The sequence below is a fragment of the Streptomyces sp. NPDC102283 genome (assembly GCF_044766265.1).
Taxonomy (GTDB): domain Bacteria; phylum Actinomycetota; class Actinomycetes; order Streptomycetales; family Streptomycetaceae; genus Streptomyces.
Map to the genome: position 1 here is coordinate 1 of NZ_JBIWLQ010000042.1, position 19,995 is coordinate 19,995.

The window sequence follows — 19,995 nt, forward strand, 5'->3', positions numbered from 1 at the left end:
ATCCGCCCCGCGAACACACCCGACCCACCCAGCAACTCCGCAGCCATCCCCACCCACTGCGAACCCTGACCCGGAAACACCAACACCACACGACCGGAAACCAATCCGCCGCCAGACACCGCAGCGCCCTGTGACAGCGCGGTCAGGTGCTCGGTAAAGTTCTCCTCCGTGCCCACCAACACCGCGCGGTGTCCCAGCGCGCTGCGGCCCGTGGCCAGGGAGAAGGCCACGTCCGCGGCGCGGACGCCCGAACCGTCTCCGATCCGGGCCAACAGCGCCGCGGCCTGGGCGCGCAGCGCCTCCGGAGTGCGCGCCGAGAGGAGCAAAGGGACGGCGGCGGGTACGGCCTCCGGTGTCCCGGGCCCGTCACCGAGCGTGTCCGCGGCAGTTGCCGGGTCGGCCGGGGCCTGTTCGAGGATGACGTGGGCGTTGGTGCCGCTGACGCCGAAGGAGGACACCCCGGCCCTGCGCGGGCGTCCCGTGTCGTCCCACGCACGGGCCTCCGTCAGCAGTCGGCCGGCTCCGGCCGACCAGTCCACCTCGGGCGTGGGGCCGTCCACGTGCAGCGTCTTGGGCATCACGCCGTGCCGCAGGCCGAGCACCGACTTGATGACCCCCGCCACACCGGCAGCAGCCGAGGCGTGGCCGATGTTGGACTTCAGCGAGCCGATCCACACCGGCCGGTCCACCGGACGGTCCTGCCCGTACGTCGCCAGCAGAGCCTGCGCCTCGATCGGGTCACCCAACCGCGTCCCCGTACCATGCGCCTCCACCACATCCACGTCCGACGCCACCAGCCCCGCATCCGCCAACGCCGCACGAATCACCCGCTGCTGCGACGGACCATTCGGCGCCGTCAGACCATTGCTCGCACCATCCTGATTCACCGCCGAACCACGCACCACCGCCAGCACCGGATGCCCACGGCGCCGCGCGTCCGACAACCGCTCCACCAGCAGCATGCCCGTGCCTTCGCCGAAGGCGGTGCCGTCAGCCGCCGCGGCGAAGGACTTGCAGCGGCCGTCCGGGGCCAGTCCGCCCTGTCGGCTGAACTCGACGAACAGTTCGGGGCTGCACATCACGTTGACGCCGCCGGCCAGGGCCAGTGAGCATTCGCCGGATCGCAGCGCCCGTACCGCGAGGTGCAGGGCCACCAGCGAGGACGAGCAGGCCGTGTCCACGGTGAGTGCGGGGCCTTCCAGGCCGAAGAAGTAGGCCAGGCGTCCGGAGACGATGCTTCCCGAGTTGCCGGTGCCGAGGAATCCCTCGACGTCCTCGGGGATGTAGGGCAGCAGCCGGGCCGCGTAGTCCTGCTGCATCAGGCCGACGTACGTGCCGACCGGGGTGCCGCGCAGGGTGGACGGGTCGATGGCCGCACGCTCGAAGAGTTCCCAGGTGGTCTCCAGGAGCAGCCGCTGCTGCGGGTCCATGGCCAGGGCCTCGCGCGGCGAGATGCCGAAGAACTCCGCGTCGAAATCGGCCGCGTCGTGCAGGAAGCCGCCGTCGCGGGTGATGGAGGTGCCGATGCGGTCGGGATCGGGGTCGTAGAGCGTCTCCGGGCTCCAGCCCCGGTCGGTGGGGAAACCGGAGATGCCGTCGCGGCCCTCGGCCAGCATCCGCCACAGGTCCTCGGGTGAGCGGACACCGCCGGGGAGGCGGCAGGCCACGGAGACGATCGCGATCAGGTCGTCGTCCGCGTCCCGGTCCCGACCGGCCGGCCCCGTGGGTACGGCGGGCATGACGGCCCTGGCCGCTTCCGTGCCCGTGAGTCCGGCGCCCAGGAATTCCGCGAGCGCCGCCGGGGTCGGGTGGTCGAACACCAGGCCGGCGGGAAGCCGCAGGCCGGTGGCGGCGTTCAGGCGGTTGCGCAGTTCCACCGAGGCCAGCGAGTCGAATCCCAGTTCGCGGAAGGCCCGCCCGGGGTCGAGGGTGTCCGGGGACGTGTGGCCGAGGACGGCTGCCGCGTGGGTGCGGACGAGTTCGACGAGCAGCCGGGTCCGTCCGTTGGCGTCGAGGGCCGCGAGGCGCCGGCGCAGGGCGTTGTCGTCGGCCGTCGCCTCCGCAGCCGTGGCCGCCCGGCGCGGCTGTGTGCGCACCAGGCCGCGAAGCAGCGGCGGCAGGGAACCGTCCGCCGCCGCGGACCGCAGCGCCGCGGCGTCGAGGCGCATCGGGAGCAGGGCGGCCCGGCCCACGGCGAGGGCGGTGTCGAAGAGCGCGAGCCCCCGTTCGGTGGAGAGCGGTGGCATCCCGGACCGGGCGAGGCGTCGTACGTCGTCCGCGTCCAGGTGTCCGGTGAGGGCGCTGGGCTGCTCCCACAGGGTCCAGGCCAGGGACTGGCCGGCCAGCCCCGCCGCTCGGCGCTGGGCGGCCAGGGCGTCGAGGAAGGCGTTGGCGGCGGCGTAGTTGGCCTGCCCGGGGCCGCCGAAGGTGCCCGCGGCCGAGGAGAAGAGCACGAAGTGCGTGAGGGCGAGGTCGCGGGTCAGTTCATGCAGGTGGAGGGCGGCGTCGACCTTGGGGCGCAGTACGGCGTCCACCCGTTCGGGGGTGAGTGCGGTGACGACGCCGTCGTCGAGGGTGCCCGCGGTGTGGACCACGGCGGTCAGCGGGTGCGCGGGCGGCAGGTCCGCGAGCACGGCGGCCAGGGCGACCCGGTCGGCGGCGTCGCAGGCGACGATGGCGATCTCGGCTCCCAGCGCGGCGAGTTCGGCCCGCAGTCCTTCGGCTCCGGCGGCGGCCGGGCCGCCGCGGGAGAGCAGCAGCAGGTGCCGGACGCCGTGCCCGGTGACCAGGCGGCGGGCGACGTGGGAGCCGAGCAGGCCGGTGCCGCCGGTGATGAGGACCGTGCCGTCCGGGTCGAACGCCCGGAGAGGCCCGGCCGCATCGGCTGAGAGATCCGGATCGTTCCTGAGGACCCGGGCCAGCCGGGGTACGCGGACGTCGTCGCCGCGGACCGCGGACTCCGGTTCCCCCGAGGCGAGGGCCGCGGCGACGCCCGCGGAGGTGCCGTGCTCGTCGTCGGCGTCGAGGTCGAGCAGGGCGAAGCGCCCGGGGTGTTCGGACCGGGCCGAGCGGACCAGCCCCCAGAGCGCGCTGTGCGCGGGGTTGCGTACGTCCTCCCCCTCCATCTCCCCGGCGCTGACCGCACCCCGGGTGGCGAACACCAGGCGCGAGCCGGCGAAGCGGTCGTCGGCGAGCCAGGTCCGGACGTCGGTGAGGGCCTGGTGGACGGCCGCGCGGACCGCCGCGGCCGGACCGGCCGCGTACGCGGGCTCCGCAGGCTCCGCGCGGGCGAGCAGGACCGTTTCGGGCACCGGGGCTCCGGCGTCGACGGCGGCGAGCAGCGTGGCCAGGTCGGTGGTGCGGTGGACGGGTGCGCCGCTGCCGCGAGGGGGTGGTGTGGTGACCCACTCCGTCGCGTAGAGGTCCTGGTGGCGGCGGCCCTGAGCAGCGCGGTCGGCGCCGAGGCCGACAGTGCCCACGGGCCGCAGGACCAGCGCGTCGACGGTCGCCACGGGGGCACCGGTCGTGTCGGCGACGGTGAGCCTCACCGCGTCGGGTCCGGCCGGGGCGAGCCGGACGCGGATCGCGCCGGCGCCGGTGGCATGCAGGGTCACGCCGCTCCAGGAGAACGGCAGCCGCCCCTCGGGGTGGGCGTCCGCGCCGGAGGTGCCGGGCACGCCTGTGGCGTGCAGGGCGGCGTCCAGCAGGGCCGGGTGCAGGCTGAAGCGGGCGGCGTCGGGGGCGGGCACTGCGGCCTCCGCGAACAGCTCGTCGCCGCGCCGCCAGGCCGCGTGCAGCCCCTGGAAGGCGGGGCCGTAGGCGAATCCGCCCGCCGCGAAGCGGTCGTACAGTCCGTCGAGGGCGAGGGGCTCGGCGCCGGGCGGCGGCCAGGGCATCGGCCCGTCGGCCTCGGCGCCTTCCGCGGCGTCCTGGGCCAGGACGCCTTCGGCGTGCCTGGTCCACTCGTCGTCGGGGTCGCCGTCGGCGGGTGTGTCCGGCCGGGAGTGCAGACTGAGCGGGCGGTGGCCCAGGGAGTCGGGGGCTCCCACGGTGAGGCGCAGCACGGTGCCGCCGTGCTCGGGCAGCACCAGGGGGGCTTCGAGGGTGAATTCCTCGACCCGAGGGCAGCCGACGCGGGCTCCGGCCTGGAGCGCGAGTTCCAGGAAGGCGGTGCCCGGGAGCAGTACCCGGCCGCCGACGGCGTGGTCGGCGAGCCACGGGTGGGTGCGCGCCGACAGGCGGCCGGTGAGGAGCAGGCCGTCGCTGTCGGCGAGGACCACGACGGCGCCCAGCAGAGGATGGTCCGCGGGGGTCAGCCCGGCGGCGGTGACGTCGGCGGCCGGCGTGGCGCTGTCCTCCAGCCAGTACGGGTCGCGCTGGAAGGCGTAGGTGGGCAGTTCCACTCGTCCGGGGCGGCGGTCGGCGAAGACGGTGTCCCAGTCCGGGGACACTCCGCGCAGGTGGAGTTCGGCCAGGGACTCCGTGAACCGGCGCGGGCCTCCGTCGTCGCGGCGCAGGGTGCCCATGGCGGTGGCGTCGGCGCCCGCGTCCTCGACGGTCTCCAGCATCCCAACGGTGAGGACCGGGTGTGGGCTGCTCTCCAGCAGGACCTGGTAGCCGTCCGCGAGCAGGGCGCGGGTCGCCTGTTCGAAGCGGACGGTCCCGCGCAGGTTCTGGTACCAGTAGCCGGCGTCCAGGACGGAGGTGTCCTCCAGCAGGACGCCGCTGACCGTGGAGTAGAACGGGATGGCGGACGGGCGCGGGGTCAGTCCGTCCAGCTGAGCGAGCAGTTCCGTACGGATGTCCTCGACGTGGGCGCTGTGCGAGGCGTAGTCGACGGGGATGCGCCGGCTGCGGATGTCCAGGGCCGTCGTCCGGTCGAGGAACGCGTCGAGCGCGTCGGTGTCTCCGGAGACCACGGTGGAGGCGGGTCCGTTGACGGCGGCGACGGAGAGCCGGCCGTCCCAGGGGGCGAGGTGCTCGGCGACCTGTTCGGCGGGCAGGGCCACCGAGGCCATGCCGCCGCGGCCGGACAGGGCGCGGATCGCCCGGCTGCGCAGGGCGACGATCCGTGCGGCGTCGTCCAGGGAGAGGGCGCCGGCGACGCACGCCGCCGCGATCTCGCCCTGGGAGTGGCCGATGACCGCGCCGGGGGTGATGCCGTAGGAGCGCCATAGCTCGGCCAGGGAGACCATGACGGCCCACAGCACCGGCTGCACCACGTCGACGCGTTCGGCCGGCGGGGTGCCGGGGGCGCCGCGCAGGACGGCCTCCAGGGACCAGTCGACGAAGGGGGCCAGGGCGCGCTCGCAGTCCGCGACGCGGGCGGCGAAGGCGGGGGCGGAGTCGAGGAGTTCGACGGCCATTCCGGCCCATTGGGATCCCTGTCCGGGGAACACCAGGGCGACTTCGCCGCCGGTTCCTGCGGTGCCGCGGACCAGGCCGGGGGCGGTGCGGTCGGCCGCCAGGGCGTCGAGGCCGTCCCGGAACTCGTCGGGGTGGGACCCGATCAGGACCGCCCGGTGCTCGTGCGCGGCGCGGGTCGTCGCGAGGGCGTGGCCGACCTCGGCCGGGCCGGGCCCGGGGTGGGCGCCGAGGTGGTCGCGGAGCCGTACGGCCTGGGAGCGCAGCGCGTCGGCGGTGCGTCCGGAGAGCACCCAGGGGAGGACGGGTGGCGGTGTGCCGTCGGGGTCCGGGGTGTGCCGGGCCGCGTCCTGGCCGACGGGAGCGTCGGCGTCTTCGGAGGCGGCCGAAGCGGCAGGTTCTCCCCGCTCGGCGGGGTCTGCGGGGTCTGCCGCCTGTTCCAGGACGACATGTCCGTTGGTGCCGCTGACGCCGAAGGAGGAAACCGCTGCCCGGCGCGGCCGTCCGGTCTCGGGCCAGGGGGTGTTCGCGGTGACCAGGCGTACCGCGCCCGTGGTCCAGTCGATCTGCGGGGACGGGTCCTGCGCGTGCAGGGTGGGCGGGACGGTGCCGTGCCGCATGGCGAGGACGGTCTTGATGACGCCGCCGACGCCGGCCGCCGCCTGGGTGTGCCCGATGTTGGACTTCAGCGAGCCGAGCAGCAGCGGCTGCCCGTCCACGCGGTCCTGCCCGTAGGTGGCCAGCAGGGCCTGGGCCTCGATCGGGTCGCCCAGCGGGGTGCCGGTGCCGTGCGCCTCGACCACGTCCACGTCTGCGGGGGTGAGTCCGGCGTTGGCCAGGGCGTGGCGGATGACGCGCTGCTGGGCGGGGCCGTTGGGGGCGGTGAGCCTGCTGCTGGCGCCGTCCTGGTTGACGGCGGTGCCGCGGATCAGGGCGAGGACCGGGTGGCCGTTGCGCCGGGCGTCGGAGAGGCGCTCCAGCAGGAGCATGCCGACGCCCTCGCCCCAGCCGGTGCCGTCGGCGGCGGCGGCGAAGGACTTGCAGCGGCCGTCCCGGGCCAGGCCGCCCTGGCGGCTCATCTCCACGAACGGGACGGGTGTCGACATGACCATCGCTCCACCGGCCAGGGCCAGGGTGCAGTCGCCGGCCCGCAGGGCCTGGGCGGCGAGGTGGATGGCGACCAGCGAGGAGGAGCAGGCGGTGTCGATGCTGACCGCCGGGCCCTCCAGACCGAAGGTGTAGGCGACGCGGCCCGAGGCGACGCTGTCGGAGCTGCCGCTGCCGATGTAGCCGGCCACGTCGTCGGGGATCTGGCGCAGCCGTACCGCGTAGTCCTGGTACATCACTCCGGCGAAGACACCGGTCCTGCTGCCCCGCAGGGTCGCGGGGTCGATGCCGGCCCGTTCGAACGCCTCCCAGGTGGTTTCCAGGAGGAGCCGCTGCTGCGGGTCCATCGCGAGCGCTTCGCGCGGGGAGATCCCGAAGAATCCGGGGTCGAAGTGCCCGACGTCGTCGAGAAAGCCGCCCAGGGCGGTGTGGCTGGTGCCCTCGCGCAGTTGTTCCGGGTCGTCCAGGTGGTCGAGGTCCCAGCCCCGGTCCCGGGGGAAGCCGGTGATGGCGTCGGTGCCGTCGGTGACCAGGCGCCACAGGTCCTCGGGGGACCGTACGCCGCCGGGGTAGCGGCAGCTCATCGCGACGAGCGCGATGGGTTCGCGGCCCGCTTCCTCGGCTTCGGTCAGGCGCCGGCGGGTGTGGTGCAGGTCCGCCGTCACGCGCTTGAGGTAGTCCCTCAGCTTGTCGTCGTTCACCATCGGGAGCCGCCGTCCTGGTTCGCGTGTGGGGTCGGTGTCATGACAGGCCGAGCTCGTTGTCGATGAGGTCGAAGAGTTCGTCGTCGTCGGCGCCGTCCATGCGGTCCTCGATGGAGTCGGCTGCCGTGCCGTCGCCGTCCGCCGCGGTGGCCGCCGGGTCGAGGCGGCCCAGGAGTTCCCGGAGCCGCCCGACGAGCCGTTCACGGTCCGCCGGGTCGTCGACACCGCCGTCGAGGGCGCCTTCCAGGCGGTCCAGTTCGGCGAGGCCGGGGACCGGGCCGGGCCCGGCGTCGGGGACCAGTTCGGCGACGAGGTGTCCGGCGATCGCGGCAGGGGTGGGGTGGTCGAAGAGCAGGGTGGCCGGCAGGGGGTGGCCGGTGGCGGCGCGCAGCCGGTTGCGCAGTTCCACCGCGGTCAGCGAGTCGAAACCGACCTCCAGCAGACCGCGTCCGGGCTCGACCGCGGCCGGGCCGCTGTGGCCGAGGACCAGGGCGGCGTGGGAGCGGACCAGGTCGAGGAGGACCCGGCCGCGCTGGGTGTCGTTGAGGGGGCCGAGGCGCTGCCTCAGGGCTTCGGGCCCGTCTGGGCCGGCACCGGCGGCGGGGCCCGCGGCGCCGCGCCGGGCGGCGGGGCGCACCAGGCCGCGCAGCAGGGCGGGGACGCCGCCGGTGGCGGCCTGGGCGCGGACGGCCGCGGTGTCGAGCCGCAGCGGGAGGACGACCGGCTCGTCGAGAGTGCCGGCCGTGTCGAACAGCGCCAGTCCCTGGGCCGGGTCGAAGGCGACGATCCCGCCCCGGGCGATCCGTCGCAGGTCTGCCTCGGTGAGCCCGCCGGTCATCCCGGTGCTGTTGGCCCACAGGCCCCAGGCGAGGGAGCGGCCGGGCAGCCCGTCGGCGCGGCGACGGTGGGCCAGCGCGTCCAGGAACGCGTTGGCGGCGGCGTAGTTGCCCTGGCCCATGCCACCGAAGACTCCGGCGATGGACGAGAACAGGACGAACTCGGACAGGTCCAGGCCGGCGGTGAGTTCGTGCAGGTTGATCGCCGCGTCCACCTTGGGGCGCAGGACGAGGTCCAGCTGCTCGGGCGTCATGGTGGCGACGACGCCGTCGGCCAGGACGCCCGCGGCATGCACCACCCCGGTCAAGGGGTGTGCGGGGGGCAGGGCGGCCAGCAGGGCCGCGAGGGCGTCGCGGTCGGCGGCGTCGCAGGCGATGATCTCGGCGTGCGCGCCCAGGGCTGCGAGTTCGGCGAGGAGTTCCGCCGCGCCGTCGGAGGCGGGGCCGCTGCGGCTGGTCAGCAGCAGGTGCCGGACGCCGTGTTCGGCGGCCAGGTGACGGGCGACGTGGGCGCCGATGGCACCGGTTCCGCCGGTGATCAGGACGGTTCCGACGCCGTCCCAGCCGGGTGCGCGCCCGGTGGCGGCCAGCGGTACGCGGGCCAGCCGGGCGATGTGGACGGCCCCGGCCCGGATCGCGAGCTGGGGTTCCCCGGACGCGAGGGCTTCGGCGAGTACGGCGGGCGTGGTCTCGTGGGCGTCCAGGTCCAGCAGGACGAAGCGGTCGGGGTTCTCGGTCTGCGCCGAGCGGACCATGCCCCAGAGCGCGGCCAGGGCCGGATCCGGGACGTCGTCGCCGGTCACCGGGACCGCGCCCGCGGTGACCAGGACCAGCTTGGAGCCGGTCAGGCGCTCGTCGGCCAGCCAGTCGCGGAGCAGGGCGAGGACCGTGCCGAGGCCGTCGTGGACCGCGTCGCGGAGGGTGCCGGGCGCCGCGTACGGGGCTGGCGGGCAGGTGGCCAGAACCAGCCGGGGTGGCGTGGCGCCCGCGTCGAGCAGTGCGGACAGCGCGGCGAGGTCGGTGACCGTAAGGCCGGGAAGCGGCGCGGCGCCGGAGGGCAGGGGGGTCCCGGTGCCGAGCACGGTCCAGGACTCCGGGCCGAAGACGGTGACCGCCGGCGTCCCGGCGCGCTCGGGCACGGCCTGCCACTCGGGGCGGAACAGTTCCTCGTGGTGTCCGGTGCGAGCGGCCTTGAAACGGTCGGGCGAGACGGGCCGCAGGACCAGGGAGCGGGCCGAGACCACCGGCCGCCCGGTGGCATCGGTCGCCCGTACGGCGACGGCGTCGCGACCGGTGGGGGTCAGCCGCAGACGGAGTTCGGTGGCGCCGGAGGCGTGCAGGCGCACCCCGTTCCAGGAGAACGGCAGCCAGCCCTGCGCGGGTCCCTCCAGTACGTCGAACACCAGCGCGTGCAGGGCGGCGTCCAGCAGGGCCGGATGCAGGCCGAACGCGGCGGCGTCCGGCTGCTGCTCTTCGGGCAGGCTCGCGACGGCGTACACCTCGTCGCCGAGCCGCCAGGCCGCGCGCAGGCCCTGGAACGCGGGGCCGTAGGCGAATCCACCGCCCGCGAAGCGGTCGTACAGGCCTTCCGTGTCGAGGGGGACGGCTCCGGGCGGCGGCCAGACCACGGGGTCCGCCGGGTCGGGGTCTGCGGCGGAGGTGAGCAGGCCACTCGCGTGCCGGGTCCAGGGGGCGTCGGGGCCGTCGTCGGCCGCACGGGCGTGAACGCTCAGCGGGCGGGTGCCGGAGTCGTCCGGGCGTCCGACGGTGAGCTGAAGTACGACGGCTCCGTCCGCCGGGAGCACCAGCGGTGCCTCCAGGGTCAGTTCCTCGACCTGGCCGCAGCCGACCTGGTCGCCCGCGCGGACCGCGAGTTCCAGGAACGCGGTGGCGGGGAACAGCACGCCCTCGTAGACGCCGTGGTCGGCCAGCCAGGGGTGGCTGCGGACCGAGAACCTGCCGGTGAAGAGGAAGCCGTCGGAATCCGCGAGTTCCGTTCCGGCACCGAGCAGCGGGTGGTCCACCGTCCGCAGTCCGGCCGCGGGCAGGTCGGCTGTGGCCGGGCCGGCCTCCAGCCAGTAGCTGCCGCGCTGGAAGGCGTAGGTCGGCAGGTCGACGGCGGAGCGGGACGGGCCGCCGGAGTGAACGGCGTTCCAGTCCACGCGGACGCCCGCGACGTGCAGCCGGGCCAGGGCGGCCGTCGCCGCGGGTGCTTCGGGCCGGTCCTTGCGCAGCAGGGGCAACAGCAGCGTGGAGCTGCCGGTGGCTCCGGTGGTGTCGGTGGCTCCGGTGCTGTCGGTCAGGCAGTCCTGGCCCATGGCGGTGAGCGCGCCGTCGGGTCCGAGTTCCAGGAACGCGGTGACGCCGTCACGTTGCAGGTGGCGTACGCCGTCCTGGAAGCGGACGGTGCCGCGCACGTGCTCCACCCAGTAGTCCGGTGAGCCGAGCTGCTCGGAGGTGGCCGGCTCGCCCGTCAGGTCGGAGATGACGGGGACGGTGGCCTCCCCCGGGACGATCCGCGCCGCGATCTCGCGGAACTCGGCGAGCATGGGCTCCATGAGGGGCGAGTGGAAGGCGTGGGAGACGCGCAGCCGTCGGGTCTTGCGCCCGCGCGCGGCGAGTACGGCGGCGATCTCGTCCACCGCCGCCGCGGCACCGGAGATCACGGTCGAGACCGGGCCGTTGACCGCGGCGAGGCCGACGTCGCTCTCGCGGCCCGCGAGCAGCGGCAGTACCTCCTCCTCCCCGGCGGCGAGGGCCGCCATCGCGCCGCCCGCCGGGAGAGCCTGCATCAGCCGTCCCCGCGCGACCACCAGTTCCGCGGCGTCGGGCAGGGCGAACACGCCGGCGACGTGGGCGGCGGCCAGTTCTCCCACGGAGTGGCCGAGCAGCCGGTCGGGTCGTACGCCCCAGTGCTCGACGAGCCGGAACAGTGCGACGCCGAGGGCGAACAGGGCGGGCTGGGTGTACTCGGTGCGGTCCAGCAGGCCGTGGCCGGGGTCGCCGGGGCCTGCGTCGATCACCTCCCGCAGCGGGCGGTCGAGCAGCGGGTCGAGTTCCGCGCAGACCGCGTCGAAGGCGTCGGCGAAGACCGGGAACCGCGCGTACAGTTCGGCGCCCATGCCGGTGCGCTGGCTGCCCTGGCCGGGGAACAGGAAGGCGGTCTTCGCGGCTGGGCCGGTGACTCCGCTCACCAGGTCCGCCGACGGCTCGCCGGCGGCGAGGGCCGTGAGCCCCTGGAGCAGGGTCTGCCGGTCCGTGCCGGTGAGGGCGGCCCGGTGTTCGAAGGCGCTGCGGTTCAGCGCCAGGGAGCGGCCCAGGTCCGCGACGGCGAGGGCCGGATCGTGCTCCACGTGCCGCAGCAGCCGGGCGGCCTGCTCCCGCAGCGCCTTCGCGCTGCGGGCGGAGAGCAGCCAGGGCAGGGCGGGGGTGGTCGCCGGGGTCGGCGCGGGGTCGACGGCCGGGGCCGGTTCGAACACGTCGGGGACGGCGGGGGTGGCGGCCGGGGCCGGTTCGGTGGGCTGTTCGAGGATGGTGTGGGCGTTGGTGCCGCTGACTCCGAACGACGACACCGCGGCCCGCCGGGGGCGCCCGGTCTCCGGCCACGGGGTGTCGTCGGTGAGCAGCCGGACCGCGCCGGCCGACCAGTCCACGTGGGGTGTCGGTGTGTCGACGTGCAGGGTGCGCGGCAGCGCCCCGTGTCGCATGGCCTGCACCATCTTGATGATGCCGGCGACTCCGGCGGCGGCCTGGCTGTGTCCGATGTTCGACTTCAGCGACCCCAGCCACAGCGGCTGCCGCTCGCCGCGTTCCCGGCCGTACGTGGCCAGGAGTGCCTGGGCCTCGATCGGGTCGCCCAGCCGGGTCCCGGTGCCGTGCGCCTCCACCGCGTCGACCTCGGAGGCGGTCAGTCCGGCGTCGGCGAGGGCGGCCCGGATGACCCGTTGCTGGGAGGGTCCGTTGGGGGCGGTCAGGCCGTTGCTGGCGCCGTCCTGGTTGACGGCGGAGCCGCGTACGAGGGCGAGCACGGGGTGGCCGTTGCGCCGGGCGTCCGAGAGGCGTTCCAGGACGAGCAGTCCGGCGCCCTCGGCCCAGGAGGTGCCGTCGGCGGCGGCGGCGAACGGTTTGCAGCGGCCGTCCTCGGCGAGCACCCGTTGCCGGCTGAACTCCACGAACGCGCCCGGTGTCGACATCACGGTCACCCCGCCGGCGAGCGCCAGCGAGCATTCGCCCGCCCGCAGCGATTGGGCCGCGAGGTGGACCGCGACCAGCGACGAGGAGCACGCCGTATCGACGGTCACCGCGGGCCCTTCGAGACCGAGGCTGTAGGAGATCCGCCCGGACGCCACGCTGCCCGCGCTGCCGATGCCGAGGTAGCCCTCGAACTCTTCGGAGGGCTCGGTGACGCGCGACCCGTAGTCGTGGTGGCTGCATCCGACGAAGACGCCGCTCGCGCTGCCCTTGAGTGACAGCGGGTCGATGCCGGCGCGCTCGAACGCCTCCCAGGAGAGTTCGAGCAGCAGCCGCTGCTGGGGGTCGATGGTCAGCGCCTCGCGCGGGGAGATCCCGAAGAAGGCCGGGTCGAAGCGGTCGGCGTCGTGGAGGAAGCCGCCTTCCCGTGCGTAGGTGCTGCCGACCCGGTCCGGGTCCGGGTCGTAGAGGCCGTCCAGGTCCCAGCCGCGTCCGGTGGGGAAGCCGGTGATCGCGTCCTGCCCGCCCACGACGAGCTCCCACAGCTCCTCGGGGGTGCCGACGCCGCCGGGGTAGCGGCAGCTCATGGCGACCACGGCGATCGCCTCGTCCTGGGGCACCGCGACGGCCGCGGGCACCTGCCCGGGAGCGTCGGGCGTCTCCGTGGCGTGCGCCCCCGGCAGCTCGGTACGCAGGTGTCCGGCCAGGTCCGTGGCCGTGGGGTAGTCGAAGGCCAGGGTCACCGACAGGCGAAGGCCGGTGGCCGCGGCGAGCCGGTTGCGCAGTTCGACGGCGGTCAGCGAATCGAAGCCGATGTCCTTGAACGCCTGGTCAGGTCCGACCGCCTCGGGCCCGGGGTGGCCGAGCACGGCGGCGACCTCGCGGCGGACCAGGTCCAGCAGGGCCCGGTCCCGTTCCGCCGGGGGCAGTGCGGCCAGCCGCAGGGCCGGCGGCTCGGTGCCGTCGGCCGTGCTCCGGGACCCGCCCGCGGCGGCGAGTGCGTCCCGTACCTCGGGCAGGTCCCCGAGGGCGGCGCTGGGCCGGAGCGCGGTGAACGCCCGGGTGAAGCGGTCCCAGGCGAAGTCGGCGACGAGGACGGCCGTGTCGTCGTGGTCGAGGGCCTGGCGCAGCGCGACCGTGGCCGTGGCGGGATCCATGGCGGGCAGGCCGTCGCGGATCAGGCGTTCGGCGACCGCTCCGGAGGCGAGGCTGTCGCCGCCCCACAGGCCCCAGGCCACCGAGGTGCCGGGCAGTCCGAGGTCGCGGCGCTGCCGGGCCAGGGCATCGAGGTAGGCGTTGGCGGCGGCGTAGCTGCCCTGGCCGGTGCCGCCGAGCGTGCCGGCGAGCGAGGAGAACAGCACGAAGGCGGTCAGGTCGAGTTCTCGGGTGAGCGCGTCGAGGTTGCGTGCGCCGTCGAGCTTGGGGCGCAGAACGCCGGCCGCGCGTTCGGGGGTGATCGAGTCGATCACCCCGTCGTCGAGGACGCCCGCGGTGTGCAGTACGGCGCGCAGCGGGCGCTCGGCCGGAATGCCGGCGAGCAGTTCCGCCAGTGCGTCGCGGTCCGCGACGTCGCAGGCCACCGCGGTGGCGGCGGCGCCGAGGCCGCGCAGTTCGGCCAGCAGGGCGTCGGCCCCCGGAGCCTGTGCGCCGCGCCGGCTGGTGAGCAGCAGGTGCGCGGTGCCGGTGCGGGCGAGCCATCGGGCGATCTGGGCGCCGAGACCGCCGGTGCCGCCGGTGATCAGGACGGTGCCCTCGGGTGTCCAGTCGCGTACGGGGGCGGTGCCGCCGAGTCCGGCGTGGACGACCCTGCGGCCGTAGAGGCCGGTGGCACGTACCGCCAGCTGGTCCTCGCCGTCGGGGCCCGTCAGTGCTTCGGCGAGCCGGGTCGCGGCCCGGTCGTCGAGCCGTCGCGGCAGGTCGACCAGGCCGGCCCACCGCTGCGGGTACTCGACGCCGGCGACGCCGCCGATCCCCCAGACCAGGGCCTGGAGAGTGCTGTCGATCCGGTCGGAGCGGCCGACCGACACCGCGCCCCGGGTGGCGCACCAGAGCGGGGCGTCGATGCCGAGGTCGCCCAGGGCCTGGAGGAGCGCGACTGTCAGGGTGAGGCCGCGGGGAAGCGCCGATACGTCGCCGTGGGGTTCTTCGGCCAGAGCCAGCAGCGACAGGAGCCCGGCCGGCGGCCCCTCGGTGTGGTCGTGGGCGTCGCGGAGCAGCGCGGCGAACCGTGTCCGGTCGGTCGCGTCGGGGCCCGCTTCGACCAGGACGGGTGTGGCGCCGTGTCCGCGCAGGGAGTCCACGGCGAACGCGACGGCCGGATCGCCGGCGGCGCCGGCCGGGGCGACGACGAGCCAGCTACCGGTGAGCCGGGGCCGCTCGGGTGCCGGCAGGGGCTTCCAGGCGACCCGGTAGCGCCAGCTGTCGGCGGTCCGGTCGCCGGCCTGCCCGCGCGCCCACTCGGCGAGGGTGGGCACCAGGGAGGCGAGGGAGGCCCTCAGTTCCCCGTCCTCGACCCGCAGGGTGGTGGCGAGGGCGTCCAGGTCCCCGTGGTCGACCGCCTCCCAGAAGCCGGAGTCGGCCGGGCCGGTGCCGGTCATGGCGGTGGCGGGCCGGTCGGGGGCGGTGGTGTCCAGCCAGTAGCGCTGCTGCTGGAAGGCGTAGGTGGGCAGGGGGCGCTTGCGCGCGCCGGTTCCGGCGAACACCGTGCCCCAGTCCACCGGCATTCCACATACCTGGAGTTCGGTGAGCGCGGCGAGGAATCGGCCGGGGCCGCCCTCGGTGCGGCGCAGGGTGCCGACGACGGCTCCGTCGTCGGCACCGGCCGCTTCGACGGCCTGCTGGAGCCAGACGGTCAACGCGGGGTGGGTGCTGCACTCGACGAAGGTGTGGTGTCCGTCGGCGATGAGCGCGTCGACCGCCCGTCCGAACTCCACGGGCCGGCGCAGGTTTTCGTACCAGTACGCGGCGTCCAGGCCCAGGGTGTCCAGGGGGCCGCCGCTGACCGTGGAGTAGAACGGGACGTCGGACGTCCGCGGCGCGGTGTCGGCGAGGAGGGTGAGCAGTTCCTCCCGGAGTTCCTCCACCTGGGGCGAGTGCCCGGCGAAGTCCACGCCGGGGACCGGCCAGGTCAGGACGCCCGCCTCGGAGTACTGCTCGCGCAGTCGTTCCAGTGCCGCCGGGTCGCCGGAGACCGTCACCGCCGTCGGCCCGTTGACCGCGGCGACGTCGAGTGCCCCGTCGTGGGCGGACAGTACTTCGCGTACGGCTTCGACCGGCTGCGGCACGAACAGCATGCCGCCGCGTCCTGTCAGGGCCAGCAGGGCCCGGCTGCGCAGAGCGACGATCCGGGCCGCGTCGTCCAGCGAGAGCGCACCGGCCACGCAGGCGGCGGCGATCTCTCCCTGGGAGTGGCCGACCACGGCGTCGGGGACGATCCCGTGCGCCCGCCACAGCTCGGCCAGCGACACCATCATGACGAACAGCACCGGCTGCACCACGTCGACACGGTCCAGCGGGGGCGCGTCGGGCTCGTCCCGCAGGACCGCTAGCGGCGACCAGTCCAGGTGCGGGGCGAGGGCGCGTTCACAGGCCGAGATCCGGTCGGCGAAGGCCGGGGCGTGGTCAAGCAGTTCCCTCGCCATGCCGGCCCACTCGGATCCCTGGCCGGGGAAGACGAAGACGGTCCTGTCCGATCGGGCGACAGTGCCTTCGACCAGGCCGGGTGCGCGGTCTCCCGTGGCCAGCGCGGCCAGGCCGCCCAGCAGGGTCGCGAGGTCGTCACCGACGACGGCCGCACGGTGCTCGAAGGCGGTCCTGGTGGTGGCCAGGGAGTAGCCGACGTCGACGGGGGACAGCTCCGGATGCTCCGTCAGGTACGTGTGCAGCCGCTCCGCCTGGGCTTTCACCGCCTCGGCGGTCCGCCCGGACAGGACCCACGGGACGGCGGCCCACGGAGTGCCCGGGTCCGTCGAACCGGATCCGGCGGACGACTCTGCGGTGAGTGCGGGTACGGGTACGGCGGGCGCGTCGGGCACGACGGCGGGTACGGCAGGCGCGTCGGATCCGACGGCGGGTACGGACCCGGCCGGCAAGGCGGGCAGCGGGAGTGCGTGCTCGGCTGGCGGCTGCTCGATGACGACATGGGCGTTGGTGCCGCTCAGGCCGAACGAGGACACTCCGGCCCTGCGCGGCCGGCCGGTCTCCGGCCAGGGTGTGGCCTCGGTCAGCAGCGCGACGGCGCCCGCCGTCCAGTCGACGTTCGGGGACGGCCGGTCGATGTGCAGGGTCCGCGGCAGCTCGCCGTGCCCCATGGCCAGCACCATCTTGATGATGCCGCCGACCCCGGCGGCGGCCTGGGTGTGCCCTATGTTCGACTTCAGCGACCCGAGCCACACCGGCCGGTCGGCGGGCCGGTCCTGGCCGTAGGTGGCCAGCAGCGCGTCGGCCTCGATCGGGTCGCCCAGCCGGGTACCGGTGCCGTGCGCCTCGACTGCGTCCACGTCGGCGGCCGTCAGCCGGGCGTTCGCCAGCGCGTCGCGGATCACCCGCTGCTGGGCCAAGCCGCTGGGCGCGGTCAGCCCGTTGCTCGCGCCGTCCTGGTTGATCGCCGAGCCGCGCAGCACCGCGAGCACCGGGTGGCCGTTGCGGCGGGCGTCCGAGAGGCGCTCCAGCACGAGCAGGCCCACACCCTCGGCCATGCCGAAGCCGTCCGCCGAGGCGGCGAAGGACTTGCAGCGCCCGTCTTCGGCGAGCCCGCGTTGCCGGCTGAAGCCGGTGAACGACAGCGGGGTGCCCATCACCGTGGCGCCGCCCGCCAGTGCCAGCGCGCATTCGCCCGAGCGCAGCGACTGCGCGGCGAGGTGGACCGCCACCAGCGACGAGGAGCAGGCCGTGTCCACGGTCACGGCGGGCCCCTGGAGGCCGAGTTGGTAGGCGACCCTTCCGGACAGGACGCTGGTGGAGATGCCCGCGATGAACAGGCCCTCCAGTTCCTCGGGGACGTCGCGCAGGGTGCCGCCGTAGCCCTGGTAGGAGGCGCCGGCGAAGACCCCGGTCGGGGTTCCGTGCAGGGACGCCGGGTCGATACCGGCGCGCTCGATCGCCTCCCAGGAGGTTTCGAGCAGGAGTCGCTGCTGTGGGTCCATGGCCAGTGCCTCGCGCGGTGAGATCCCGAAGAATCCGGGGTCGAACCGGTCCGCGTCCCGGACGAATCCGCCCGCGGCGGCGTAGCTCCTGCCGGGCCGGTCAGGGTCCGCGTCGTACAGCGCGTCGAGGTCCCAGCCGCGGTCGGACGGCAGCCCGGAGACGGCGTCGCGCCCGTCGGCGACCAGGCGCCACAGGTCCTCGGGGGTGCGTACGCCGCCGGGGTAGCGGCAGCTCATGGAGACGATCACGATGGGGTCGTCGTCCGCGGCGGGTGCCGCCGACGGGGGCTGCCGGACGGTGGCGGGCTCCTCGGCGGCGTCCAGCAGTCCGGTCTCCAGGTGCCGGGCGAGCGCTGTCGCCGACGCGTAGTCGAAGACGACGGTGACCGGGAGCCGCAGGCCGGTGGCGGTGTTGAGCCGGTTGCGCATGTCCACGGCGGTCAGAGAGTCGAAGCCCAGGTCGCGGAAGGCACGGCCGGGGGCGACCGCGTCCGGCGAGTCGTGGCCGAGGACAGCGGCCGCGTGGGTCCGGACCAGGTCGATCAGCACCCGGGTCCGCTCGGCTGCCGGGAGCGGTTCCAGACGGTCGCGCAGCGCCGAGGACGTCCCCTCGGCCCCGGTCTCGCCGGTCTCCGGTTCGGCGGCCAGCGCGGTGCGCACCTCGGGGAGTTCGGCGATCAGCGGGCTGGGGCGCGCCGAGGTGAACACCGTCGCGAAGCGGTCCCAGTCGATGTCGGCGATCACGACCACCGTTTCGTCGTGGTCCAGGACCTGCTGGAGCCCGGTGATCGCGACCGCGGGCGGCATGAAGAGCACGCCGTGGCCGCGCAGGTTCTCCTCCACCAGTTCGGCCGCCATCCCGGCCCCACCCTCGGGGTTCCAGATCCCCCACACCACGGAGGTCGCGGCGAGGCCACGGCTCCTGCGGTCCTCGGCGAGGCCGTCGAGATAGGCGTTGGCGGCGGCATAGGCGCCGTGGACGGCACTGCCCCACACCCCGGAGATCGAGGAGAACAGCACGAACGCGTCGAGCGTGTCCCGGTCGAAGAGCACGTCCAGGTTCCTGGCCCCGCCGGCCTTGGCGTGGAGGGTGTCGGCGAACTCGTCCACGTCGGTGGCGGGCAGTGGCACCAGCAGCCCGGCCCCCGCGGCGTGGAAGACGGTACTGATCCGGTGGCCGTCCTGTTCGAGGCCGTCCTTCAGGGCGCGCAGGGCCTCCAGGTCGGCGACGTCGCACGAGGCCAGGGTGACCTGGGCGCCTGAGGCGGCGAGTTCCTCGGAGAGCTCCGGCGCACCCGGCGCGTCCGCGCCGCGCCGGCTGACCAGCACCAGGTGACCGGCTCCTCGCCGGGCCAGCCAGCGCGCGATCTGCGCGCCGATCCCGCCGGTACCGCCGGTGATCAGCACGGTGCCCCCGGGCCGCCAGCTCCGCCGCGGCGCGGTGTCGCCCAGGGCGGATCGGACCAGCCGCCGGCCGTGGCAGCCGGTGGCCCGTACGGCCACCTGGTCCTCGTCTCCGGCCGCGCCGGCCAGCACCCGGCACAGCCGAGGGGCGGTGTCCGCGCCCAGGACCTCCGGGAGGTCGATCAGACCACCCCAGCGCTGCGGGAACTCCAGCGCGGCGACCCGGCCCAGACCCCAGAGCAGATTCTGCGCGGCGCTGACCGCACTCCCGGTGTCCGTGCCCCCGACCGACACCGCACCCCGAGTAGCCCACCACAGGGGCGCGTCGGTCCCGGTGTCACCGAGGGACTGCACCAGGGCCAGGTTGAGCGCGGTGCCCAGCGGGACGGAGGGATGTGCGGAGTGCGGGCGCTCGTCGAGGCCCAGCAGCGACAGCACTCCTGTCACCGGGCCGGGCAGCGCGTCGAGGGACGCGCGGACCCGGTCGGCCAGAACGGCGCGGTCGGCCTCCGCCTCGGTGAGCCGTACGTGGACCACCGAGGCTCCGGCCTGCTCCATGACGTGGACGGTCGTCTCCGACCGCCGCACCCCGTCCTCGGGCTGACCGTCCGACGACAGTACGAGCCAGCTGCCGTCCAGTGCGACCGGGCGGCCCTCGGGCAGGGCTCGCCAGGTCACCCGGTAGCGCCAGGAGTCGGCCACCGAACGCTCGGTGCGCTCGGTGCGCCAGGTGGCGAGCGCGGGGAGCACCACGTTCAGCGGGTCCTCGGGCGCCACGCCGAGGGTCGTGGTGAACCGGGCCAGGTCACCCCCGCCCAGGGCGTCCCAGAAGTCGTCGCCCTCCGAGGGGGTTCCGGAAGGACCGCCCGCCGCCGGGCCGGTGTCCTCCAGCCAGTACGGGCGGCGCTGGAAGGGGTAGGTGGGCAGGGAGACAACGTCTGGACGGTGTCCGGCGAACACACGGTCCCAGTCGGGCGACAGACCACCCGCGTGGGCCTCCCCCAGGGACGTCAGGAAGCGGTCGAGGCCGCTCTCGCCGCGCCGCAGCGTGCCCACGACCACGGCGGGGCCCTGCGCGGAGGCGGCGGTGTCGGCCTCGTCGGCGGTCTGCTGGACACCGAAGGTGAGCACGGGGTGGGGGCTGGCCTCGACGAAGAACCGGAAACCCTCCCCCAACAACGCGCGGGTGGCCTCCTCGTACCGGACCGTCTCCCGCAGGTTCCGGTACCAGTACTCCGCGTCCAG

Annotated in this window: 2 protein-coding genes; both read right to left on the reverse strand. The window is 75.0% G+C overall.

The features are described from left to right. Positions 1 to 7,175 (reverse strand): type I polyketide synthase (locus ACIRJT_RS38595; RefSeq protein ID WP_403919258.1); only part of this gene is annotated, 7,175 nt, incomplete at its 3' end. Positions 7,176 to 7,212: 37 nt separating this feature from the next. Next, positions 7,213 to 19,995 (reverse strand): type I polyketide synthase (locus tag ACIRJT_RS38600; RefSeq protein WP_403919261.1); only part of this gene is annotated, 12,783 nt, incomplete at its 5' end.